This is a genomic window from Alloalcanivorax marinus, assembly GCF_016785095.1.
GTDB classification, from domain to species: Bacteria; Pseudomonadota; Gammaproteobacteria; order Pseudomonadales; family Alcanivoracaceae; genus Alloalcanivorax; species Alloalcanivorax marinus_A.
In genome coordinates, this window is record NZ_JAEKJB010000008.1 from 726,586 (window position 1) to 749,721 (window position 23,136).

Genomic DNA, 23,136 nt, shown 5'->3' on the forward strand with positions numbered 1-23,136 from the left:
TCTTTACCTCAGATTCTTGCAGTTGGTGTTGCCCCGCGGATTGCCTTCGCAACGCACCGGCGTTTGCATGCGCACCACGGCATGGCTGGACAATGGAAAGTAGTAGCCGCCCTGAGCGGCACGCAGCAGGCTGCAACGGCGCCAGTCCGCGGAGTTGAACAGGCCGCTCAGATTGACCGCCTCCCAGACCAGACGGTTGATGCCCGGCACCTTCATCTCCTGGCACCAGAGGGTTCGAATCTTGAGCAGATTGGCGTCCTGAACATTGATCTTGCGGCCGTCCACATCCACCAGGGTGGTGGGGCGCTGCTCCAGATTGTCATTGGGTATTTCATAAAGTCGCTGGTCGGCATCCACCTCGCGATAGTCGCCACCGTTGGGGCAGCCACCACGCCCACAATCGCTGGTCAGCCCCCAGGCGGGCTTCGAGAACTCGCGGAACCCCTTGGCGGTGGGCGAGACCACGTCCACCTTGGCGATCGGGTGCGCCTCGATGCCATAAAGCGCATCCAGGGCTTCGCGCCGCACGGTATAGGTGGCCAGACTCGGCGTCTCGCCGGGGGGCACCGCGTACAAGGTCGGCACCATGCTGCGCACCAACTCGTGCTTCATGTCGCTGGTGTAGGCGTGATGCAGGCTACCGGCGCGGGCGGCACGGAAGGTGGCGTCGTTAAGCGTTGCCTTGGCGCGGTACATCAGCCCGAGCTGAATGATGGCGAGCAGCAGCGGCACCCCCCAGGCGAAGGTGATCAGCATCTCCGCCAGAGCCTGCCCGCCTTGCGCGCGCCGACGGGCCCTCACTGCGCTTCTCCATCCTTGCTGGTCAGCGCTTCCACAAGCCGCTGGCGCAGCGCGCCGAGACGGCGTTGATCCGCCGGCCGGTCGGCGAACCGCTGCTCCGCGTCCGCCAGGGTTCGCAAGGACTGACGGGTGCGCACGAGGGCCAGGTTATACCAGGCCCGCGCCTGATCCGGGTCCAGATCCAGGCAACGCTCATACATGGTGATGGCGGCATCGAGCTGGCCGGTACGGGCATAGATATTGCCGAGCCGGAACCAGCCTTCATACAGCTCCGGGTTATCGGAAACCAGCTCCCGATAGTAGGATTCCGCTTCCACGAACAAGCCTTGTTGATAGGCTTTCTCGGCGAGCCTGAGTTTATCCGCGCTGGCCTCGCCATCGCGGGACGGAGCCGTGGCGGCGCAGGCGCTAAGCGCCGCCGCCAACAGCAGCGTCAGCAACAATCTGTACATGGCTGTTCTCCTTGATTCCGAGAGTGGCGGCGGCGCCGGCGGCCAGTTCCAGCACCGACCGGGCGCGCCATACGGTAGCGGTACGCCAGGGCCGGATGCCGGCTCGCACGCTCAGCACCCGGCCCTCGCCATCGAGAAAGACCGCGTCGATGGCGAAACGCATGAAAAACATATGGATCGAGCGGCAAGCCGGTATCCAAAGCGCCTGGTCCGTGGCCAGATGGCGCCGACCGATCAGCCCCACCAGCCGCTGCCGGTAGCGGCGTGCCGCCTGCACCCGCACCGGCGCCTCGCGCCCGTCGATCCGGAGCTTCACCGGAACACCTCCCACAACTTCATGGCGATCGGGAAACCGATGATCAAAAAGGTGGTCGGGAAGATGAACGCCACCAGCGGCAGGATCAGCTTCACCGGCGCCTGCATGGCCAGCTTCTCGGCCAGTTGGAAGCGCTCGGTACGGCGCTGGTCCGCCTGCCCCTTGAGTACGTCGCCAACGCTGGCGCCGGTACGCTCCGCCTGCACCACGGCGTTGACGAAGGTTTGCACGGCGTCCACGTCGACCCGATCGGCCATCAGACGCAGCGCGTCGAAGCGCCCCATGCCGGCACGGATGTCGCGCATCACCTTGTTCAGCTCCACCTTCATGGGGCCTTCCGGCCCCTTCTCCACGGAATGACGGATGGCACCGGTGAAGTTGGCCCCGGCCTGGATGCTCATGGCCAGATAATCGAGAAAAACCGGCAGTTGACGAAGAATCTCCACGCGCCGTTTCTTGCGTTTTTCCCGGGCATTGAGATAGGGCAACGCGAAACCGATCAGGCCGGCGATCAGGACCCACAGGCCGTCGCTGTAATCGAGCATCAGCAGGCACAGCCAGGTGCCCAGCATGAACAACAGTGAAGACACCACCTGCAGCCCGAAGAACTGCTGGGCGTTCATCATGAAACCCTGCCCGGATTGCGCCAGCAGGCGGTTGCCGCGAGCGATCTGCTCCACCCGCATAAGGCTGCCAAGGTAGTGGGCGAAGAATTCCACCAGTGGCCAAATCAGGCGCAGCATGAACGGCAGCGGGTCCATGAATTCCCGCTCGTCACGCTCCACTTCCTTGCGCGCCCGACTGATCGCCAGAAACATCAGGATGAAGGCCACCGGCAGCAGCCCCACGGCGACGATGGCGTAAAACGCTCCGGAATCAAACATCGATGGACACTATCTTCTTGATGAACCAGAACCCGAGCAGCTCGAGCACCACGACCACGGCACACACCGCCCAACCCGCCATGGTGGTGAACAGCTTGCCCATGGCCTCCGGTTCGATCTGGGCGATGGCGAAACCCACCGCCAGGGGCAGCAGCGCCATCACATAGCCCTGGGCCTTGCCCATGGCGGTAAGCGCCTTGATCTTGCCTTCGATCTCCAGCTTGCGGCGCAGCGTCTCGGCCAGCCGCGCCAACACGTCCGCGAGGCTGCCGCCCACTTCACGGGCGATCTTCATGCCGGCGGTGAGCATGCGCAGGTCCTCGCCGGGCATGCGCTCCTGCATGTTGTCGAGCGCCTCATTGAAATCCACGCCCATCTTCAGCTCTCGCAGCAGCAGCCCGAACTCCTGGCGGATCGGCCCGGAGGATTCCTTGACCATCAGCTCCAGCGCCGACTGCAGGTTGGAACCGGCACGCAGCATTGAAGCCACCGACGCCATGCTGTCCGGCAGCGCGTAGCTAAAACTGCGCTCGCGGCGGGCACGCAGCACCGAATACACCATGCGCGGACAGGCGGCCAGTAGCGCCGCCGACAGCAGGCTGACCAGCAGATTGCCGGACATCGCCCATATCAGGAACGCCGACACCACCAGAATTCCCAGGTTGAATAAAAACAGCTTCTGGGGATCGATAAAGATGAACAGATCCTTAAGGTTCGCCTCCGCGCTCTCACGAAAGCGCTCCTCGTACCGCACCGCCGCCTGGGTAAACAGGCGGTAGCCCATCAGCGCGAACAGGAATACGCTGACGGCCAGCAGCAACGCGAACAGCAGGATGCTAAAAGTCATGCGCCTCTTCCCGGTTACGGAACAGGTTCATGTCCACCTCGATGTGCCGCTCGCGCATCTCCTCGACGAAATCCGGGATCGCGCCGGTGGCGACGAAATCACCGCGCACCCGGCCTTCCTGGTCATAGCCTTTCTGCTGGAAGCGGTAAATCTCGGACAACTGGATCACCCCGCCTTCCAGGCCGGTGACCTCGGCGATGCTGGTCACCTTGCGGCTGCCGCAGGCAAAGCGGGTCTGCTGAACGATGATGTCCACCGCCGAGGCGATCTGTTCGCGGATCGCGTGCACCGGAAGATCCATGCCGGACATCAGCACCAGCACCTCAAGACGCGAGATGCAATCCCGCGGCGAGTTGGAGTGGATGGTGGTCAGCGAGCCATCGTGGCCGGTGTTCATCGCTTGCAGCATGTCCAGCGCTTCACCGCCACGGCATTCGCCCACCACGATACGGTCCGGACGCATACGCAGACAGTTCTTCACCAGATCGCGGATAGTGATCGCGCCACGGCCTTCCTGGTTGGCGGGTCGCGCTTCCAGGGACACGAGATTAGGTTGGTAGAGCTTCAGCTCGGCGGCATCCTCCACGGTGATGATCCGCTCGCTATCGGGGATGAAATTGGACAGCACGTTGAGCAGAGTGGTCTTGCCCGAGCCGGTACCACCGGAAATCACCACGTTCTTGCGGTTGCGCACCGCCAATTCCAGGAACGCCACCATCTCGTCGCTGAGCGAACCGAACCGGCGCATGTGCTGCGCGGTAAGGCGCTCCTTCATGAACTTACGGATGGTGAGGTTGGGCCCCTTGAGAGCCAGCGGCGGGATCACCGCGTTGACCCGCGAGCCATCCTTGAGCCGGGCATCCACCATCGGTGAGCTTTCGTCGATACGCCGGCCCAGCGGCGAGACAATGCGCTCGATGGCGGAGATCACCGAGGTATCATCGGTGAAAGTCACCCGGGACTGATTGAGACGGCCATTGCGCTCGTAATAGATTTCATCGCGGGCATTGACCATGATCTCGGAAATGCTGTCATCGGCCAGCAATGGCTCCAGCGGGCCCAGACCCACCGCCTCGGCGAGCACCTGGCGCGCCAGTTCGTCCTTGTCTATATCGGCGTCGATACCGTCCTGATCACGGATGATCTTGTCGATGGCCCCGGCGGTGAATTGCCGCAGCTCCTGATCGCTCATGTCCGCCACGTTGACCCGGCGCAGGTCCATGTAGTCCACCAGGGAGCGACGGATACGTTCGCGCCAATGGGTAACACGGGCCTCATGCTCATGGGACCGGGGCGTTTCATCCGGCTCGTAGCGGTTCGTGGTCTGTTCGGGTTCCGCCGCCCCCGGCGCCGCCTCGGAGGCGGGCCGGCGCAGCTCGGACGGCGTGTTGAGCAGACGGCAACTGAGCCGGTAATCACTGATCTCGACCACGTCCTCTTCGTCCAGCGGCCCGTACTCCTCCACCTTGCGGCCGTTAACGCTGGTGCCGGTACGATGGCCCTGATCGATCACGTAAAGGCCGTCCTCGCGGCATTGCAGGCGCGCGTGCAGCCCCGCCACCTTCCAGCCGGCCATGGGCACCAGGCTTTCCTTTTCCTTGCCGAGCACGCATTCAATCCGCTCGCAGGTGTAGCTGCCCACCAGGGTGCCTTTTTTGGTTTTGACCAGAACGCTGAACATTTTCCGTTACTCCATCAACAAAGCGTCGATTTCCATATCCTTGCGGATCGACTCCACTTCCCCTCGCACCCGCTCAACCAGTTGCCGGTTGGTTTCCTCGTTGGCGTCGACGATGCGCGGAGTAACCATGATCAGCACTTCGCTTTCGTCGATGCGGTCCTCGGTGGTGCTGAACAGCTTGCCAAGAATCGGTATGTCGCCGAGGAAGGGCACTTTCTGGGTTTGCTTGGAGAGGTTGCCGGCCACCAGACCGGAGATAACGATGGTGTCCTGATCCTTGACGTTGATGGTGGTCAGCGCGCGCCGAACCAATACCCCGGGCACGCCGTTCACCTGGGTGGAAAGGTCGATGTTGCTGACCTCCGCTTCCACGGTGGCCTTGATGTCATCACCGGACACCACCGGCAGGATATTGAGGATGATCCCGTATTCACGGAAGTTAACGTCAATGAAGCCGTCCTGGTTGATCACCGGGATCGGGTAGTCGCCGCCGGAACGGAACTCCGCTTCGTCGCCGCTGCGCGCCACCAGGCGCGGCGCCGACAGGATGCGCGCGTCGCCGACCTCGGCAAGGGCATCAATGGTGGAGCTGATCCCCGAGGTGATACCGAAATACTGGAAGGTATCGTAGCTGTCGAAATTGAAGTTGGCGTTTTCCAGAGCCTCGGCGATCTCCCCCGGCAGGCCATTCTCGGCGGCACTGTAGACACCAAAAATAGGGTTGGTGGTCGCCGCGGAATGGATGCCGTAAGCGGGGCCGCCAATCTGATCGTCCCAACGAATACCAAGACGCTGCAGATCCTGACGCCCGATCTCGACGATCTTCACATCCATGCGAACCATCTCGGAGACCTCGAAACCATCGCCACGCACCATATTGATGGCGTTGGGCATCTGCTCACTGAGATCCTTGATGATCTCCAGGAAACGCTCCTCGACGCGGCCCTTGAACACCACGTACTTGCCGACCTGTTCAACCTGGAGGCCGTTGAACAGCCCCGCCAGTTTCTTGGAAACACTGAGCTGACGATCCACCGGCAATTGAGAGACGGTTACTTCAAGGGTCTCCTTGCGACCACCGCGCTTCCAAACGGACACGTTGGATACCCCTTCGTCGACGCCAATCAACAACAGGGAGCCGTCGTCGAGCACTTTATAATTGAGCACACTGGGGCTGCCCACCGCGACCCGGGTAATGGTGCCCAGAGCGAACGAGCGCGCCTCGCCGGCGTACAGATCCAGATAGCGGGTGCCGGCGGACGCCAGCGACGACCACAGACTGGCGGCCAGCAGCGCCACGACAATGCTACTTCTCATTACTTTCACTCACTGCCTCCGTATCCCATGCGTCGGCCGCCATTTGATAAACGCGGCCGTCCCCGGCGGTTTGCCTGCTCCAATAGTTACGTTCACTGTCGCCCGCGCGATAGACGCCCGAATTGAGCTGCCCCTGATCGGCTTCCCCACCGGCCAGCACCTCGATGCCATTGCGGCTTTGCGCCTGCCCGTAGTTGGCGGCTCGTTCATCGTCCGGATGGCGCAACAGGAAGCCCAGTTCCCCAGCGGCACGCGCACGCAGCATTTTGGCCACGTCCTGAACCGGCACGCCCACCGTGATCGAGGAGTACGCCTGACCGTCGGCACCGAACCCCATGTCGGCCATGGTGCGTGGCCCGGTGGCCAGTACCGTCACGTTGTCGAGCAGCTTTTCCATGTAGAAGGAATCGTTTTGATCGCTGACGCTGATCAAATCGATGTGATCGCCGGCCTGCAGCAGACCTTCCGCGGAATCGAGCGGGCTGGCATCGACGGTGATGGCCCGCTCGCCGGGGCGCAGCAATTCGGAGAACGAACCGACGCCCTGCATGCCAGCGATGAATGCCGAGATCAGCGCGGTTCCTTCCTTCATGGGCATTTTCAGGCGCAGCCCGGACACGCCGTCATACTGGCCAACATTAATGGCACCGGAGGGCACGAATTCCCTGGGGATTTCACGGATCGCCATGGTGCTGCCATCGATCGGATCACCGGGATAGAGGTCGCGGGCGGCGACCACCACCTGAACCGGCTCTTTCTGTCGCGCCAGTTCGCTGCGAATCGAGGCTTCGCGGTTCTCCAGATAGGTCAGACCGAGCCAGCCGGCGAGAACGGCCAGACCGACGGCGATCACCAGCATGATGATTGCGGTGTATTTCTTCATTGCTTTATGAAACCCGTTAGCCAGGGACCGACATGGCCCAGATGTACGATTCTTGATTGGCCTGGAACGCCTTCATCAACAGACCGATGGCGCTATCACCGCCGAACACCGGCGCGAACAGGGCCCCGATGACCAGGACCGCGCCCACCAGGTATTCCACATAGGCCTGGCCTCGCTGCTGTTTCTTCATGGGCGAACCTCCACCGACAGGATGTTGACGCTGCCTTCTTCCCTCTTTATGACAATGCTCATTTCACGGTCATCCTTGGCCAGATGGATACTGGCGCCACGGCGCGCCTGATCCAGGTTCTTGCGCACCACGGTCCAGTTCTTGCTGCGATAACGGTTCAGGTAGTAGTTGTAATTACTGCCCACCGAGTGCTGATTGCTGACAATCACGGTGCGCGACGGCCGGCCGGCGTCCTCCGCGGTGATGTCGCTGATGATCTGGCTGCGCGGCAGCACCGGGAAACCTTCGCCCGGGGGCGCCGAGGTTTGCAGGTCGCTGATGCGGCTTACTCCCACCTGGGCGTAGGCGTGCCCGCCCAGGTCGGTGATCTGTACCGTGGTGTAGTAGTCGCCCCGCAGGCTGCTGAGCACCCACCACTTGCCCTGACGACTCTGTTTGTGGTCCTGGCCGTCACGGTCCCAGGCGTTGATGTAGAAATCGCGCAGCGCGTCCACGCCGGCGTCGTAGTTGTAGGTGAAGATACGCATCGCGACGCCGTTGAAGACCATGCGGTCGGCGACCCATTCCTTTTTCACACCGCCGGGAACCGGCACATCCGGCCAGTCATCGGCGGCGCACACGCCGCTCAGTAACAGAGCGAGGGCGATCAGAATCCGTTTCATGGTTACTCCAGACAGGCTTTCGGCGCGTCGGTCTTGCCTTTCTCGTAGCGCGCCAGACGCTGACAGGGCGCCACTTCCACATCCACCTTGCCGAGCTGGAAGTTTTCCGGGCTCAGATCATCGAACACGAACCCGACAATGCTCTGGATGGTTCGAATCACATCACTGTCGAGCAGCGTGGTCGGCACCAGGCGGCGTATCGACTCCCGCGCGCGCTGCGGCGAACCGGCGTTCCAGGCGTCATCAAGCAGCACATAACGGGTATCCATGGTGAGTGGCTCGATGGGCAGGTAATCCTGATTGGGCCGTATCAGGGATATCTGCACCGATGCCTGGCGATAACCCTTGCTTTCCAGCTTGAGAATGTCGGCGGCTTTTTCGTTGAGTGTCGCCAGGGTGCCACCCGGCGCCAGCGCCGTGGTATTGACCTGCACGCCGGAGTTGCCGTCGGAGAGATTGGCGAGCATCGGTCGACGGCCGCGCTCATCGCCATAGGTCGTATACGCCATGGTGTCCAGGCTCTGGTTGTCCTCGCTGAGCTTGTCCTTTTCCGAATCGAGGGCCGCTTCGGCCCGGGCAAACACGCGGTTGCGCACTTCCCAGCCGATCTCGGTATCGCCCTTGGCGTGCCCCTCGGACTTCCAGACCGTTTTTTCCCAGGCCGCGTAGCGCGACGCCTCCTGGGCCCGGAATTTCATATCACCGGTCTTGGCGAGCAGGGTCAGGGCGATAAAGGCCGGCAGCAGAATGAAGGTCGCGGCGACCAGAAAACCGGCCACGGACTGCCCTCGCTGTGCGTGTCTCACAGGCCCAGCTCTCCCATTGCCACCAGTTTTTCGGCGCGGGTCAGCGCCGCCAGGGAGGGCTGCCAGAACGGGTTATAAAGGCTGCCGTATTCACGCCGGCCATCCAGCCGGGGGAACAGATCGTTGGGGTAATGGAACTCAACCCGAGCCTTGGAAATCGACGCCATCCGACCATTGAGAAAATGCTCCTGACCGCCGAACTTCATTCGCTCCTCGGAACCGGTGATGTCCGAGGCGGTTTCCACGCCCTTGGAACCGGAGGGTTTGGTCAGGGTGATGATGATGCCCGGGCCTTCATTGAGCAGGCCGTCCTTCTTGAGCGCGCTGAAGCGGCGCATGCCCCGGTAGTTGTACTGTACGTTGGAGCGCCGGTATTCCCAATTTGCCAGACGCGAGGCGCGGCTGTTGTCGCGCCAGTATCCCTGTCCGCCGTGAATACCACTGAGATTGTACTGGCGCCCGGTATTGCTCTGCGCGCTTTGTGACGAAGCCCAGCCCACCGGAATTTCCTCGTGTTCCTTGCCCCAGGGGGTCAGCGCCCAGGTGTGGATGGACAAGGTGTCCACCGCCGACCAGGTGTAGTAGTCACCCTTGCGGTCGCTGGTTCGCGCCAGCTCGGTGCCGCCACGTTTGCGAATCTCGACACCGAACAGGCCGAAGAAGTTGACCACATCCAGGTCCTGGTTGCGCTCGGTGGTGAAGTTGTCACGGCTCTTCAAAAGCACGTTGCGGAATTCGTCGCTGCGCGCGCGGTCATCTTCATTGCCGCGCCGCCCGCGATAGTCGTGGGCGCGATCCGGGTTAAAACGGCCCACCATGGCGTTGTGCGCGTTCGCGAAGGACGCCAGCGAAGTCAGTGTGTAGGCGGTATCGACCTGAGGATCATTCTCCTCGACCACCTCTTCGAACACCTGCTGTGCCAACGCCAGCGTCTGAATGTGGGAGAAATCCTGAATGCCTGATATCAGACCGATTACTTTATCCAGACCGTTCACCGCCACGCGCATGATCCGTTCGATCACCTCGGCGCTGCGGTCCAGAATTTTTTCCAGGGCGGCCATCGCCTGCCCCAGGTAGGGAATCCATTTGGTGACCAGGGAAATGTTGCGTGTGGTGTTGTGCAACCAGCGCGTCCAGCTCACCAGCGTCACCGCCTGAGCCACCGCCACATGGTTGGCGATCATGGCGCGGTTGGCGTAAGCCTGGACATTGAGATTGCGCGCTTCCACCGCCGCCACGCTGTAGGCCGCGGCGTCCGCCGTGGATTGCAGACGGGTCTTTTCATTGCTGATGTTGTAGGCGTCATAGACGAAGTAGACCGCGGCGGCCACGGCAAACAACATCACCAGGACATAGACGGTCATCTGCCCGGTCTGATAGCGGCGCTTCATGATTTCCCCCGGAGAAAAGAAACGGTGTGCCCGCTAGCGCGGGCACACCCGTTGTTCTCTTACTTCTGGTTCCCTTCGCCGTAGTTGCTCAGATCCTTGGCGGAAGCAGCCTGCGTGGAGGCATCGTTCGCCGAAGTCTGGGCTTTGCTGATTTCCTGATCGCTTTCCTGACCGGACATTTCCTTGGCGAGGCCGGCGGTCTGGTTCCGCAGGGTGTCACCAAAGAGGCGGTACACGCCGATTGCCGCGACGGCGATCAGTGCCACGATGATGATGTACTCGGTCATGCCTTGTCCTAGCTGACGATTGCGAAGTTTCATACTCCCCTCTCTTGATTGGGTCATTTAAAAGTCACCGGCAAGCGGCGGTGAATACAGTGATCAAAGCGCGCCCGCGCCTACTGCTCTGCCAATTGAAGGTAGGCGTTTTCCAATTCCGCCATCCCTTCCTTGATCGCGGCTTCGCCGTCCGGATAGGTTCCATGGAACCAGTCCAGGCGAATCTCCGCCGCGTCGATGTACCAGCGTGCGTGGGCTCGGGCCGCGGCACGCAGATACGCCGGCAGTTCTTCGTGGTAGCGTCGCGCCGCCGCGGCATCCGCCGGCTGATGCTCCGCCACCAGCCGGGCAAGCCCCGGCACTTCTTGTTCCGCGTCCGCCTTCATCAAAGCGGCCACGTTGAGCAGATGCTGATTGCGATCCTCATGCCCGGTGGTCACGCCCCCGGCACCGGAGCCACCCTGGTAATCACGGCGTTTTTCGATATAGCGCTGGCCCGCGTCGCGATACATCCGGTCACGCTCGCCGGCCAGAGCCACGTTCAGCTCATGCAGAACCAGCCGCTGGTCCTGGTGCTGGAAAATATGGTCGGCGGAATCGGCGCCTCCCTCGCAGGTCGGCGGCACGAAGAAAAACCGGTCGTTATCCGCGTCATAGGCAAGGCGCGCGTCGTCGGGCAGCTGGGCACGCCCCTCGCCGTCCTTCAGCCATCCCGCTTCCTTGGTGAGGCGGGCGTGCCATTCGTGCAGCGGCAGACCCTCGGCGCTGGTTTCAACGTCGCTTTGATCACTGTTCCAGGAAGGCGGTACCTCAAGACGATCCACGGCGGCATAAACGGGCTGTTCCCCTTCACCGCGAACCAGCAGGTAATAATTGCTGCCCTGCGCGCGGGCGGTGAAATCCACCCCGGCGGGGCCCAGGCCAGTGCAACGCTGCGCCGCGCGATAGGTACCGGACAGGCGATCGCTCCGCTCGCCACCGTCATCGGACGGCGAGGTGTTGCCGCCGTCGCAGGCGGACACCGCCAAGGTGGTTAGAAACAGAACCAGTACCCGATTCATCGCAAGCCCCTCGTCATGAGCCCGCGAACATAGAGAACCGGCGTCGCGGTTTCCATTAACCGAAGATGACCGTCCCTTTTTTTATTAACCAGGTCACAGAGGTTGGCCCCAAAACCGGAACCAGTTGGCGTTGACGGTGAGGAATTGAACGAACGGAAAAGATGGTAAACAGCTTGTTTTTATAGGGTTTTTTGAAGTGTCGAACACCAGGGAACGCAGCGCTCGATGCCGCGCCCCTGGCAATTAATACTTAAAGTTCGCCGCACTCTTCTCGGTATTTTTTCTGGTATTCGGCGTCGGCCTTATCGTATTCACCGGTGTTGATCGGATGGGACGGTTCGCTGGGCTTGCTGTTCTCCGCCTTCTCCGCCACCCGCACCATGGCGTCCAGCTCATCACGCATGGACGGTGTCGCATCGCGCAGCGAGACCAGCTCCTGGCGCGCGCTACCCAGCTCGCCCATGCCGACCATGGCCAGCTCCACATCGGACACCGCCTTGGCGATACGAACACAGGTATCGTCATCCACGGCGGCCACCGGGCCGGCCAGGGTGAGCAGGGCGGCGGCCACAACGGCTTTTCTTCTCACGGGTTTCTCCTTGACGTCGGTAACGGGAAGAAGGCGCAAACCTTACCACCGTGTTTCGGAGACGTCCGGCCTGCTCGCTCCTACCGGCGGGAAACGTGACCGGTTGCGCACAACGCCGCTTTGTAAAGGAGATGGCATGGTTCCACCGAGCACCGCCCGGTTACACTGGGCGCCGTTTTTTCATTGATTAAGGATGGACCATGAAAAAAACCAGCATCACCCTCGCCTTCGCCCTGGCCGTGCTGAGCGGGCCGGCCCTGGCCGCCGATCTCAAGCCGGGCAAGTGGGAAGTCAAGCAACGGGCGGTCGGCGACCAGGTCCCCCCGGGCATGGACCAGGAAAAGACGCGCACACGCTGCGTTACCGCCAAGGAAGCGGAGGACATCGAGAAGACCCTGCGCCAGAACTGGTTGCGTAACGGCTGCAAAAGCCCGGAGACCGAGTGGGACGGCGATACCCTGGAATGGAGCACCCAGTGCCAGGCCGGGGAACGCACGCTGGATTCCAGCGGCACCATGACCGTGAAGGATGACGAGCATTACACCACGGAAATCACCACCGGCACGCCGCAGGGCGGGATGACGATAAAGGCAGAGGCCCGCTGGACCGGCCCCTGCGATTCCTGAGCATCGCGCTCATTCGGAGTACAGCACCTCGACCACCGCCTCGGCGGTGACCTGACTGGAAGGCGGGTTCTGGCCGGTGACCAGGCGACCATCGGTAACCGCCTGGGGCTCGAACTTGCCCTTGTTGCGCAACTCCGCGCCCAACTCGGCCAGCCGCGTCTCCAGCAGGAAGGGCATCACTTCGTCGAGCCCCACCTCACGTTCTTCCTCGTTGGTGAAGCAGGCCACCTCGCGGCCCTTCACCAGCGGCACGCCGTTTTCGTCCCGGGCACCCACCAGCGCCGCGGGGCCGTGGCAGACGGCACTGACCACGCCACCCTGGGCCCAGGTGCGCTCCAACACGCCGGCCACCAACGGGTTGTCGGGCATGTCGAACATCGCGCCATGGCCACCGGGCACGAACACGGCCACGAAGCCGTCTTCCCAGATCTCCTCCAGGGGGCGGGTGTTTTCCAGCTCGGCGATGGCTTCCCGCCACGCTTCCTTCTGGTCGTCGTCGGGCACCGAACGCGGGTCGATGGGCACCTTGCCGCCGGACGGGCTCGCCACCCGCACCGGAATGTTGTTGTCCTTGAATACCTTGTAGGGCACCGCGAACTCTTCCAGCCACAGGCCGGTTTGCTGGCCCTGGCCCATCTGGGACGCACTGGTCACCAGCATCAAAAGAGGTTTGTCCAAGTTCATAGTGACTCCTTCACTCTCCCGGGTTGGATTCCCCCTTGGGGGTTTGAGATTTCGCTTGACGCCGACGGGTTCGGCATCAAGATGGGATCAATACACGCAGCCCTGGGGGCTTAAGCCCTCTTTTCAACACACGGTGACCATGAACTGGGAACAACTGCTGAACAAGGCGCGGCTGGGCCAGCGCGATGCCAAGGACGAGACCGGTCGCACCGCCTTTCTGCGCGACCATGACAAGATCATCTTCTCCGGCGCGTTCCGGCGCCTGGCGCGCAAAACCCAGGTCCATCCCCTGGCCACCAACGACCATGTCCACAATCGGCTGACCCATTCCCTGGAGGTTTCGTGCGTGGGCCGCACCCTGGGTATTCGCGTGGGCGAGCGGCTGGCGCGCCTGGGCCACCTGCCGGAGAGTGTCAACGCCACCGACCTGGGCGACATCGTGCAGTCCGCCTGCCTGGCCCATGACATCGGTAACCCGCCGTTCGGTCACACCGGAGAGCGCGCCATCCGCGCCTGGTTCCAGGAACGCGGCCAGCGCTATCTGGAGTTGCTGACGCCGGCCCAGCAGTGCGATCTGATCTATTTCGAGGGCAATGCCCAGGGCTTTCGCATCCTCACCAAAAGTGAGTACCACCAGTACGACGACGGCATGCGGCTCACCTACGCCACCCTGGCCACCTTCCTGAAATACCCCTGGCTGTCATCCCGGGCCGGCGAGGACGGTGCCAAGCCCGGCAAATACAGCGCTTTCCTGGCGGAAGCGGCGCCCTTCGCGGAAGTATGCCAGGCCACCGGGCTACGCGAGCTGGCGCCGGGCCGCCACTGCCGGCACCCGCTGGCCTACCTGATGGAAGCGGCGGATGACTTCTGCTACGCCATCATCGATCTGGAAGACGGTCTGGAGATGGACCTGCTGCACTGGGACGAAGTGTACGCCCTGCTCTCGCCGGCATTGCCGGACAACGCCGAGGTACGCCATCTGGTGCGCTCGGAAATGCGCGACGGCCGCAAGGCGGCGCTGCTGCGCGGCAAGATCATCGAGCGGTTCATCGAGGCTGGCGTGGAAGCCTTCGTCGCCAACCACCAGGCGCTTCTGGACGGCACCATGGACGGGGACCTGCTGCATCATTGCGAACCGGCGGTCCACGACGTGGTGGAAAACGCCAAGCAACTGGCCCGCGGCAAGGTGTTCGAACACCCACGCAAAATCGAACTGGAGATCGGCGCCTTCGAGGTGATGGGCGCGCTGCTCGACGGCCTGATCGAGGCGGCCCTGTCCCATGCCCGGGGCACCGCCCGCAATTACCGACACGAGCGCATCATCGACCTGATCGGTCGTCACAGCTTCCCCGACGGCCTGACGGCGCTGGGCGAGCAGGAACGAATCTACCAGTGCATCATGCGGGCGCTGGATTTCCTGTCCGGCATGACCGACAACTATGCCACCTATCTCGCCAAGCAATTCTCGGGCATGGCCGAGACGCGTTACTGAACCCGCCGCAGAATATCCTCCAGGGCCCGGTTGAAGACCTCCGGCATTTCCAGTTGCGGAAAGTGACCGGCGCCGGGCAGCCGCTGCTCATCCACGCGCCCGGCGCAACGCCGCCGGGAGGCGTCCGGGATCAGGTCGCCGTTGATCGCCAGCAGCGGCGCCCGTAGCGCCTGGAAGGCGGGCTCCGGGTCCCAGCGCAGCAAGTCCGACCACAACGGCAACATGCGGGCCGGGTTCGTTTCCTTCATACCGTTGGCGAGCTCGTCCTTGGCGCCCCGACGCATACCGCTGGCGGCATTGGTGTCGACCAACCGATCCAGCGCCGATTCGAAATCCTCCCGAAAGCCCCGTTCGATGGCGGAAGCATCCGCTTCGGCCAGGTCGCCGTAGGGAATGACGAAGGTATCCACCAACACCACGGCGGCCACATCGGGCAGGCGGGCGGCCGCCTCCATGGCCACCGCGCCGCCCATGGAATGCCCCACCAGCACCACCCGCGCCGGTCGCCTGGAGGCCACCAGATCGGCCACGTCGGCGGCCAGCCCGGCAACGCTGAACACGCCGTCCGTGGTCGCCGAATCACCATGGCCGGGCAGATCCGGCGCCAGGCAGTGGTAATCACGCCCCGGCCCCTCCAGGAAGGCGTCCCAATGGCCCCGCCGGCAGGTCCAGCCGTGTAGCAGCACCACCAGGTCGGCGCCGGCGCCGGTTTCCGACGCACGAAGCGCCCGGCCATCGGAAAGGGTGACAGTGGTTTCAATCATTCGGTGTTCCCCAAAACGGTTCAGGCAAAGGCCTGGCAAGCCATGGTTGAGCTCCCCGTTCAACATGGTGCCGCGCACGGCTGCCCTGATGAACGCCCCCGGGAGCGTAGCGTTTTGTTACCTGGTTCTCGTGGCAACGATTAATTTGTGACATAGTCGACATCGGGGAACAAGGATACATCGGGGATTTACATGGAAGCGTCAAGACTCCTTCCATATCGCGGAGCGGCCTACGAACAGCTTCTGGACACGCTCTACGCCACGCCGGTGGACCAGCAATGCTGGCCCGCCTTCCTGGAGCAACTGGTGCGGGTCAGCCGCTCCCGCTCAGCGCGCATGCTGGTGCTTGATCGGGCCGCCGAGCAGGTCACCTCCAGCGCCAAGGTGAACATCGACGACGGTGCCCACCGCGACTACGTGGACTATTTCGTCAATGCCTGCCCCTGGCGGCCGGAACTCCGCGACAAACCCGCCGGACGTTTGTACTCCACCTACCTGGATTTCTCCTGCCGCCAGAAACGCTTCTACCATACCGAGTTCTACAACGACTGGGCCCGGCAACTGGACATCCATCACGGCGTCTGCGGCACCGTCCACCAGGCCGGGGAGCACACCATCCAACTCCTGGTCCAGCGCACCGGCGGCCAGGGCCCCTATGATCAGTCCGACACGGACTGGTTCAACCACCTGGTACCCCATGTTCGCCGCGCCATCGAGCTGACCCGCCATGGCGAACGTCTGCGCTGGCGTGGCGAGGCGGGCTCGTTGGCCGGCCACCGACCCTACGCCATCGTGGGCGCCGCCGGACGGGTGGAGTATCTGTGTGAGCGGGCGGAGGCGCTGATCGCCAACGAACCGGAGCTGGTGCATCACCATGGCCGCCTGACTCCGCGCCAGCCGGCCCTGCGAGGCCGCTTTCAGCAGCTCCTCGACGGCGTGCTGGCCGGTGCCGGCCGTGGCTGGAACCACGCCGGCGGCGCGCTGGCCGTGCCCCGCCCCGGTCAGCGGCCGCTGGTGTGCGTGGTCAGCCCGCTGGCTCCGGAAGTGAGCCGCGCCCTGCTGCCCGGCAGCGGGCGGGCGCTGGTCTATTTCCATCTTCCGGAGCAGGAAGCGCGGGTGGATGAACAGCAGGTCGCCATTCTGTTCGACCTCACCCCGGCGGAAGCCCGGGTCGCCCGGGGCGTGGCGGAGGGCCGCGACCTCGCCTCCCTGGCCGGCGACCAGGGCGTCGCCATCGAGACGGTGCGCGGCCAGCTCAAGTCGGTGTTCCGTAAAACCGGCACCTCGCGCCAGAATGAACTGGCCGCCCGCATCCTGAAATCTCCCGCCCTGAGACCGGCGGAGCCCCCACCGATCAGCCTGGCCTGACTCCGTCAGCCGCCGTGCTCCTCCATCAGATGGCGGCGGTTACGCTCCCGGGTGTGCGCCACGACTTTGGGATAGTCACGCAACAGCCATGACGCCGGGCGCGCCGGCTGCACGCATTCCAGGCAGGCCAGATGGTCCCGTTTCTCGACCACGAACCGGTCCTCCAACCGGAAGGGCGCGGTGACGATCTGGCGCTTGTCGTCCTCCAGCCCTTCCGGCGCCGCGCCCCAGAACTCCCCGGTGATACGGCCCGGCTCCACCTGGTAACGCACCAGGCCGATGCCCACGAACTGTTTCGCCGACCATCCCTGGGGAGCCTCGTCGAACAAACGCACCGAGGCACCGCCGGTACCGCACAGCACCTGCACATATCCCAGCGACGACTCGACGCCGTAGGCCATGCGCCTGGAACGCTGATAGACGTGGTCGTGGCCGACCAGCAGCAGGTCCACGCCATAACGCAGCAGGATATTCTCCTGCAGGGTGACCAGGGCGAAGTTGGCCGGGCTGCGGCCATCCTGATCGGTCCAGATCGGATAATGCTGAACCAGCACGATAAAATCGATTTCGCCCCGGGCGCGGCGCGCGGCGGCCTTGGCCAGATCGATTTCCAGATTGACCAGTTCCTCGGCCAGGGAAAAATCCTCGATCAGCGCGCCGGCGCTGCTGACGAAGAAATGGACGCGATTAATGTCGAAGGCGTAGTAGGTGCTTCCTGGATTGGGGTTGAGATTGTCCAGCAGCGGGTCCGGATGGGTGAGCCGGCTCTTGAACGCCTTGCCGGCGGTCAGCCCTTGGCCGTCCTTGCCCTCGTGGTTGCCCGCCGCCGCCATGGTCAGGGTGCTGGCGAGCAAGGGTTCCGCCATGTCGAACCACTGGTCCCACACCGGCTGATCGCCATTGGCGTAGGACAGGTCACCGGCCAGCACCAGCAGATCCCGTTGATGGCGCTGGCTCTCGTCGATCACGCGGCGGGCCCGCTCGTTGACCCCCACATCGCCATAGTGGATGAAGGCCCAGTTGTCCCTGGGAATGGCATCGAGCCAGTAAACCCGGGACCAGCCGCCCTCCGGCGAGCCGACCCGATAGCGGAACGGTTTGTCCGGGTCCAGGGCCGGCGCCATGGCCCGATGGGTACGAGCGTCCACGCCGAAGGTCTGCTCGGAAAAAGCGTATACCCACTTCAGCAACGATCGGCTCTGAATACGCGCCTCATCCCAGGACCCATCGGGCTGATCGTATTCGAGCCGCTGGCGGGGCGCCTCGGCGCCATCGGTGAACCAGGTCAGGGTGCGGGTGCGGTTGCTGTTGTCCTGCACACTGACATGCAGCCCCCGGGGCGGATGGGTGGCCGGTTCCGGCGTCGGGCCCGGCGTGCCCGGGGTGGTCGGGTCCGGCGCATCCGGCTGGTTCGGCGCGGGCGCCCCGGGAGACGACGCGCTTTGGTCGCCATCGCCACCACCGCCGCCGCAACCCGCCAACACCACCGCGGAACCGGCCATGCCCTTCAGCAACCACCGGCGCCGGTGGTCGAGACCGGTCGGGAAACGTTCGTCATCACGCTGCATCGTTGTGCTCCTTGGCGAAATGCCGGGAGCATGGCCGCTGCATATGTCGGTTGGCTGACAATACCCCGCCGCGACGGTGGGCTTTTGGTAGCGTTCAGTGAGGCCTTGTAAACGGGCTCAGTCGATCAGGGGCAGGCGGTGTTCCAGGGTGGCCGCGCGCACCGCGTCGGGGATGCGGATTTCCGTGGCCAGGGGCAGATGATCGGAGAGCCGGCAGTCGGTGAGCACGCGGGTGTGGCGCACCTCCAGCTCCGGCGAACGCAGGATATGGTCGATGTGCCGGTCCGGCGCCCAGCTCGGGAAGGTGAACAGTTCGCCTTCAACCGGCACCAGGTCCAGTTCCGCCAGGGGCGAATGGGCGAGGTGCTCAAGCCGGCAATTGAAATCCCCCATCACCACCGTGTAGCGGTAGGGGCGCAGCAACCGGCCCACATAACCAAGCTGGGTGTTGCGCATCTTCTCGCCCAGGGCCAGATGTACCACCGCCACCACCAGTGGCTGTATCGGATGGCCGAACTTGATCAGGATGGCGCCGCGACCGGGCAGGCCGGGCAAGGTGTGGTCCTCCACCGCGAACGGCGTGAGGCGGCTCAGGAAACCATTGCTGAATTGCCCGAGCCGGCCCAGGTTACGGTTAAGCTGCTGGTGCCAGAACGGAAAGTCCGCCATTGAGGCCAGGTGCACCAGCTGGTTGACGTTGCGCGAGCGCAGGCTGCCGCCATCCACCTCCTGCAGGCCCACCACGTCGAAGTGGCGCACCACCTCGGCGATCTGCTCGATGGTCTCGACGCTGCGCGGGTGCGCCACCAGATGCTTCCAGCTACCGGTGAGGTACTCCCGGAAGCGGCTCGTGCCGATGCCCGCCTGGATGTTGAAACTAAGCAGCTTGAGGCTGTCCTCGGGCAGGGTCACCTCGCGCACCCGCCGGGTGCGCCGGTGCCCTTCCCGGGCCAGGGAGAAGCCCGCCGGGCGGGCTTTCCAGGATTGATAGGCGATACGGGCGCGGTCCAGCAGCATGGACGCTCGGACTCCGGTTACTTGCTCTCTTGCTCGACCAGGTAGTCGATCACGTCGAACATTTCCGCGTTGCTCTTGAGCCCGTCGCGCAGGATCAGGTACTTGCCGTTGACCACGAAGGAGGGCACGCCACGAATCTGATAGTCCCGGGCCAGGGCATCCGCCTGACGCAATTTGGTGGACACCCCGAAGGAGCCGTAAAGCTGGTTGAACTCATCCTTGTCGACCCCGTACTTGGCGAAGAAATCAGCCAGCGCGGTGGGCGTGAACAACGGTTCCCGGTGCTTGTGGATAGCGTCGAAAACGGGCTGATGCACCTTGTCGACGATATCCAGGATATCGGCCACGTAGTAGGCCCGCGCCAACGGCTCGGCATTGCGCAGGAAGGTCACCGGGGTGCGCACATAGTCCACGTTATCCGGCTTGTTTTCGAGCCACTCGTGAACCAGCGGTTCCAGGCTGTAGCAATGCGGGCAGATGTAGGAGAAGAACTCGCGCACTTCCACCTTGTCCGGGTTTTCCACGCTACCCGGCGCTTCGAGCACCTTGTAATGCGTCCCTTCCGCATAGCGGGCATGGCCGCCGGATTCCGCCGCCCCGACCCCGCCGGCCAGGCCCAGACCCACCAGCAAAGCCGCTGCCGTCATGAGCTTACGCAACATGAAATTCTCCTTGTTGTAGGCTAGTCCACTCTGTGACCGTCCCGGGGCGAAAATGCTCCCGACGATCGGAAAGATCTTCATTATGACCACAACTTCGCCCTCTTGCATAAAGACAGGCAACAAAAAAGGCAGCCCCTGGCTGCCTTTTTTGTTGTTGCCGGCGGGTCGGGGCTTATTCCCCGGCGCCACCTTCGTCCGCGGAGAGCCCGGAAACGAAGCTCGCCACCGCCTTGATCTGAGCATCGCTCATCTTGGCGGCGACGGTGCGCATCATCGCCTGCGGATCGTTGGCGCGCTTGGCCATGTCACCGATGGCCTCGCTGCCGGCGGCGCGGAACGCCTTGAGCTGCGATTCCACGTAGTCGGCGTGCTGGCCCGCCAACGCCGGGAAACCGGCGGCGTCGATGCCCTGACCCGCCGGGCCGTGGCAACCGGAGCAGGCGGGAATACCGGCCTGCACGTCACCGCCACGATAGAGCCGCTCGCCCTGCTCGACCCAGTCCGGGCTGGCCTGACCGGTGGTGATCGCCTGCTCGGCGAAGTACGCCGCCAGATCCTGCATGTCCTGCTCGCTCAGGTTGGCCACCTGGCCCGCCATGATGGCGTTTTCCCGGGCGCCGGATTTGAACGCCTTGAGCTGTTCCAGCAGGTACTTCTGCCCCTGGCCCGCCAGGCTCGGGTACATGCCGGACGGTGAATTGCCGTCCGGGCCGTGGCAGGCGGCGCACGGCTGGGATTTTTCCTTGCCGGCTTCCGGGTTCCCCTCAGCCAGTGCGAAAGGGGCGGCAACCACGGCCGCCAGCAGCACGATCAGCTTGATACACTTCATGGCCTTTCCTTCAAAAACAGCGACTTACTTCGACATGTGTTCGATCAGGGCGCGGTATTCCTCGTCGGAGCAGTCTCCGCACATGCCCCCCGGCGGCATCGCGTTGTAACCCTCTTTGACGTGCTTGAGCAGCGTGTCCATGCCTTTCTCGAGGCGCGGTTTCCAGGCGGCCTGGTCACCGGTCTTGGGTGCGCCCGCGGCGCCGCTGGAATGGCAGTAGGTGCAACTTTGATCGTAGCGTTCCTTAACGGCATCGGCCTGGGCACCGGTGGTCAGGCCCAAGGCCAGAGTCAGGGCGAGCCCTGCGATCAAACCTTTCATGCGGTATCTCCCCGTGGAGCTGGCGACATGCTGCTGGCTTTATTGTGGTCTTTATCCGGTATTTGCCTTTAAAGACAAAGACCTGTAGAACGTCGGCCACGCGGCGAACGCGCGACGGCGCGCATTATATACCAGAGGTCCGCTCCCGTCATATGCCTTATTAACGGTGCGGTTTTTCCAATCCGCCCAGTGTGAGACCCGGCCCATGCCCCAACACCCGACCCAGCGCCTGCTGCACCAGGCCCGTTTCCTCAAGAGCGCCCAGACCGTGGAGCAATGCCCACCGGACGAGGGCTACGAGGTGGCGTTCGCGGGCCGCTCCAACGCCGGCAAATCCAGCGCCATCAACCGTCTCACCGGTCAACGCAGCCTGGCGCGCACCTCCAAGACACCCGGTCGCACCCAGCTTCTGAACTTCTTCGAGCTGGATGAAGAGCGCCGGCTGGTGGATCTGCCCGGCTACGGCTATGCCAAGGTGGACAAACAGACCCGCCAGCAATGGCAGCATCACCTGGATGACTATCTGGCCCGTCGGGCCTGCCTGGCGGGCCTGGTGCTGCTGATGGACATCCGCCACCCGCTCAAGGACTTCGACCGGCTCATTCTGGACTGGTCCGCCAAGGCCGGCATGCCGCTGCACCTTCTCATCACCAAGGCCGACAAGCTCAAATTCGGCGCCGCCAAATCCACCCTCCTGCAGGTGCGCAAGACCCTCAAGGACCACCCGGCGCCGCTCAGCGCCCAGTTGTTCTCCGCCACCGCGGGCACCGGTTGCGACGAAGCCTGGGACCGTCTCGGCGACTGGCTGCGGGTGCCGCCACCGGCCGAGGGCAACTGACCCTCTCTGTCACACTTTCGACGCTTTTCGGCACTATATTGATTCCCGTCAACACGGGTCCATTCCGGTTCCGATATCGTAACCTCATGATTTGTATCCGGTTTTTCTGTATCGGCCGGTACGGCACGGGGTTTGCTATAGATAGGATGGATAGGGGAAAAGTCCGGCCCGGAGCCGGCACCTGCTTTTCAGCAGGCAAAAAAAATCCCTGGCAGCAAGTGGGGGGAAGGGAACGACTGCGCTGCCAGGGAGGCTTGCCGCCCCGGCCTCCTGGGGGAGAGACCGGGGTGTCCAGAAGCTACGAACCGGCGAGGGTACTGGGGGATCGGGGGTACCGGTCCGTAGCCATTAGTTAGGACCGGCCGCCTTTCGAAAAAGTTTCCCGGTGCTTTCACCTTTTACAAATTTCACTTTTCGTCTCCGAAACCTTCTCTGTTCAGGCGCCCTGGCCACCCCGGGGTTACTGTTTCCAGGGGCGCCCGCGGGTGTCCTCGCGGCGTTTCAGCTCGCGGTGCATGGCGGCCTTGGCCAGCATGTGCGCCGACACCGGAGCGGTGATGAACAGGAACAGGGCAATCAACACTTCCTGCAACTGCAACGCCTGCTCCCGCCAGGAGAAAAACAACAGCGAGGCCAGAATGGTCCCGCCCACGCCCAGGGTGGTGGCCTTGGTCGGCCCATGCAGCCGCAAATAGAAGTCCGGCAGGCGAGCCAGGCCGATCGACCCCACCAGGGCGAATACGCCTCCCACGAGGATGGCGGCACTGACCAGAAACTCAACCACTTGGTTCATGATTTTTCCTCCCGAC

At 63.3% G+C, this 23,136-nt stretch carries 27 protein-coding genes; 4 read left to right on the forward strand and 23 right to left on the reverse strand.

The window, feature by feature from the left end:
* Positions 1-3: 3 nt before the first annotated feature.
* From JF515_RS10455 to JF515_RS10525, 15 genes are all read right to left on the reverse strand, one after another.
* Entirely contained in the window at positions 4-801 is a 798-nt protein-coding gene (locus JF515_RS10455) for a TadE/TadG family type IV pilus assembly protein (protein WP_203103923.1), read from the reverse strand.
* Positions 798-1,253, reverse strand: a complete 456-nt coding sequence (locus JF515_RS10460; protein ID WP_203103924.1) for a tetratricopeptide repeat protein — start codon at positions 1,251-1,253, stop codon at positions 798-800. Before JF515_RS10460 ends, JF515_RS10455 begins: the two co-directional genes overlap by 4 nt.
* Complete coding sequence (locus JF515_RS10465; RefSeq protein WP_203103925.1) at positions 1,210-1,569, reverse strand: DUF192 domain-containing protein; 360 nt, start codon at positions 1,567-1,569, stop codon at positions 1,210-1,212. Before JF515_RS10465 ends, JF515_RS10460 begins: the two co-directional genes overlap by 44 nt.
* Positions 1,566-2,453 (reverse strand): type II secretion system F family protein, encoded by an 888-nt coding sequence (locus tag JF515_RS10470; protein WP_238400955.1) that lies wholly within the window; start codon positions 2,451-2,453, stop codon positions 1,566-1,568. The genes JF515_RS10465 and JF515_RS10470 overlap by 4 nt, the downstream gene beginning before the upstream one ends.
* The gene (locus tag JF515_RS10475) at positions 2,446-3,300 is read right to left on the reverse strand and encodes a type II secretion system F family protein (RefSeq protein ID WP_203103927.1); all 855 of its coding nucleotides are present in this window, start codon (positions 3,298-3,300) and stop codon (positions 2,446-2,448) included. Before JF515_RS10475 ends, JF515_RS10470 begins: the two co-directional genes overlap by 8 nt.
* Positions 3,290-4,981, reverse strand: coding sequence for an ATPase, T2SS/T4P/T4SS family (locus tag JF515_RS10480; RefSeq protein WP_203103929.1), 1,692 nt, complete (start codon positions 4,979-4,981; stop codon positions 3,290-3,292). Before JF515_RS10480 ends, JF515_RS10475 begins: the two co-directional genes overlap by 11 nt.
* Before the next feature lie 6 nt (positions 4,982-4,987).
* Positions 4,988-6,298: a type II and III secretion system protein family protein gene (locus tag JF515_RS10485; protein WP_203103931.1), complete on the reverse strand. Its 1,311-nt coding sequence runs from the start codon at positions 6,296-6,298 to the stop codon at positions 4,988-4,990.
* A complete protein-coding gene (cpaB, locus tag JF515_RS10490) occupies positions 6,288-7,181 on the reverse strand; it encodes a Flp pilus assembly protein CpaB (protein WP_203103933.1) in 894 nt (297 codons plus the stop codon). The genes JF515_RS10485 and cpaB overlap by 11 nt, the downstream gene beginning before the upstream one ends.
* Before the next feature lie 16 nt (positions 7,182-7,197).
* On the reverse strand, positions 7,198-7,371 hold the full coding sequence (locus JF515_RS10495) for a hypothetical protein (RefSeq protein ID WP_203103935.1): 174 nt from the start codon (positions 7,369-7,371) through the stop codon (positions 7,198-7,200).
* Positions 7,368-8,033: a hypothetical protein gene (locus tag JF515_RS10500; protein ID WP_203103937.1), complete on the reverse strand. Its 666-nt coding sequence runs from the start codon at positions 8,031-8,033 to the stop codon at positions 7,368-7,370. Before JF515_RS10500 ends, JF515_RS10495 begins: the two co-directional genes overlap by 4 nt.
* 2 nt (positions 8,034-8,035) lie before the next feature.
* Entirely contained in the window at positions 8,036-8,839 is an 804-nt protein-coding gene (locus JF515_RS10505) for a hypothetical protein (protein ID WP_203103939.1), read from the reverse strand.
* Positions 8,836-10,230 (reverse strand): pilus assembly protein TadG-related protein, encoded by a 1,395-nt coding sequence (locus JF515_RS10510; RefSeq protein WP_203103941.1) that lies wholly within the window; start codon positions 10,228-10,230, stop codon positions 8,836-8,838. Before JF515_RS10510 ends, JF515_RS10505 begins: the two co-directional genes overlap by 4 nt.
* 59 nt (positions 10,231-10,289) lie before the next feature.
* Positions 10,290-10,517: a Flp family type IVb pilin gene (locus JF515_RS10515; protein WP_238400956.1), complete on the reverse strand. Its 228-nt coding sequence runs from the start codon at positions 10,515-10,517 to the stop codon at positions 10,290-10,292.
* Between the two features lie 110 nt (positions 10,518-10,627).
* Complete coding sequence (locus JF515_RS10520; protein WP_203103945.1) at positions 10,628-11,569, reverse strand: hypothetical protein; 942 nt, start codon at positions 11,567-11,569, stop codon at positions 10,628-10,630.
* Positions 11,570-11,819: 250 nt separating this feature from the next.
* On the reverse strand, positions 11,820-12,158 hold the full coding sequence (locus JF515_RS10525; RefSeq protein WP_203103947.1) for a hypothetical protein: 339 nt from the start codon (positions 12,156-12,158) through the stop codon (positions 11,820-11,822).
* A 200-nt stretch (positions 12,159-12,358) separates the two neighbouring features.
* On the opposite strand from JF515_RS10525, the gene JF515_RS10530 reads away from it, so the two are divergent.
* Entirely contained in the window at positions 12,359-12,784 is a 426-nt protein-coding gene (locus tag JF515_RS10530; protein ID WP_203103949.1) for a DUF3617 domain-containing protein, read from the forward strand.
* Positions 12,785-12,793: 9 nt separating this feature from the next.
* On the opposite strand, the gene JF515_RS10535 is transcribed toward JF515_RS10530, so the two are convergent.
* A complete protein-coding gene (locus JF515_RS10535) occupies positions 12,794-13,468 on the reverse strand; it encodes a type 1 glutamine amidotransferase domain-containing protein (RefSeq protein WP_203103950.1) in 675 nt (224 codons plus the stop codon).
* A 139-nt stretch (positions 13,469-13,607) separates the two neighbouring features.
* On the opposite strand from JF515_RS10535, the gene JF515_RS10540 reads away from it, so the two are divergent.
* Complete coding sequence (locus JF515_RS10540; protein ID WP_203103952.1) at positions 13,608-14,960, forward strand: deoxyguanosinetriphosphate triphosphohydrolase; 1,353 nt, start codon at positions 13,608-13,610, stop codon at positions 14,958-14,960.
* Here JF515_RS10540 and JF515_RS10545 read toward each other — a convergent pair.
* Positions 14,954-15,724, reverse strand: a complete 771-nt coding sequence (locus JF515_RS10545) for an alpha/beta fold hydrolase (protein ID WP_238400957.1) — start codon at positions 15,722-15,724, stop codon at positions 14,954-14,956. The genes JF515_RS10540 and JF515_RS10545 overlap by 7 nt on opposite strands.
* Positions 15,725-15,916: 192 nt before the next feature.
* Here JF515_RS10545 and JF515_RS10550 point away from each other — a divergent pair, with 192 nt between their 5' ends.
* A complete protein-coding gene (locus JF515_RS10550; protein WP_203103954.1) occupies positions 15,917-17,092 on the forward strand; it encodes a helix-turn-helix transcriptional regulator in 1,176 nt (391 codons plus the stop codon).
* 5 nt (positions 17,093-17,097) lie between these two features.
* On the opposite strand, the gene JF515_RS10555 is transcribed toward JF515_RS10550, so the two are convergent.
* From JF515_RS10555 to JF515_RS10575, 5 genes are all read right to left on the reverse strand, one after another.
* Positions 17,098-18,660, reverse strand: coding sequence for a purple acid phosphatase family protein (locus tag JF515_RS10555; RefSeq protein WP_238400958.1), 1,563 nt, complete (start codon positions 18,658-18,660; stop codon positions 17,098-17,100).
* A gap of 117 nt (positions 18,661-18,777) precedes the next feature.
* Positions 18,778-19,677, reverse strand: a complete 900-nt coding sequence (locus tag JF515_RS10560) for an endonuclease/exonuclease/phosphatase family protein (protein ID WP_203103956.1) — start codon at positions 19,675-19,677, stop codon at positions 18,778-18,780.
* A gap of 17 nt (positions 19,678-19,694) precedes the next feature.
* A complete protein-coding gene (locus JF515_RS10565) occupies positions 19,695-20,339 on the reverse strand; it encodes a thiol:disulfide interchange protein DsbA/DsbL (RefSeq protein WP_203103958.1) in 645 nt (214 codons plus the stop codon).
* A gap of 172 nt (positions 20,340-20,511) precedes the next feature.
* Positions 20,512-21,168 carry a c-type cytochrome gene (locus tag JF515_RS10570; RefSeq protein ID WP_203103960.1) on the reverse strand — a complete coding sequence of 219 codons (657 nt, stop codon included), beginning with the start codon at positions 21,166-21,168 and terminating at the stop codon, positions 20,512-20,514.
* 24 nt (positions 21,169-21,192) lie between these two features.
* Complete coding sequence (locus JF515_RS10575; RefSeq protein ID WP_203103962.1) at positions 21,193-21,489, reverse strand: c-type cytochrome; 297 nt, start codon at positions 21,487-21,489, stop codon at positions 21,193-21,195.
* Positions 21,490-21,694: 205 nt separating this feature from the next.
* Between JF515_RS10575 and yihA the strand changes: the two genes are divergently transcribed.
* Positions 21,695-22,327 (forward strand): ribosome biogenesis GTP-binding protein YihA/YsxC, encoded by a 633-nt coding sequence (gene yihA / locus JF515_RS10580; RefSeq protein ID WP_203103964.1) that lies wholly within the window; start codon positions 21,695-21,697, stop codon positions 22,325-22,327.
* A 460-nt stretch (positions 22,328-22,787) separates the two neighbouring features.
* Here yihA and JF515_RS10585 read toward each other — a convergent pair whose 3' ends face one another.
* Entirely contained in the window at positions 22,788-23,120 is a 333-nt protein-coding gene (locus tag JF515_RS10585) for a Na+/H+ antiporter subunit G (protein WP_203103966.1), read from the reverse strand.
* Positions 23,121-23,136: the final 16 nt, after the last annotated feature.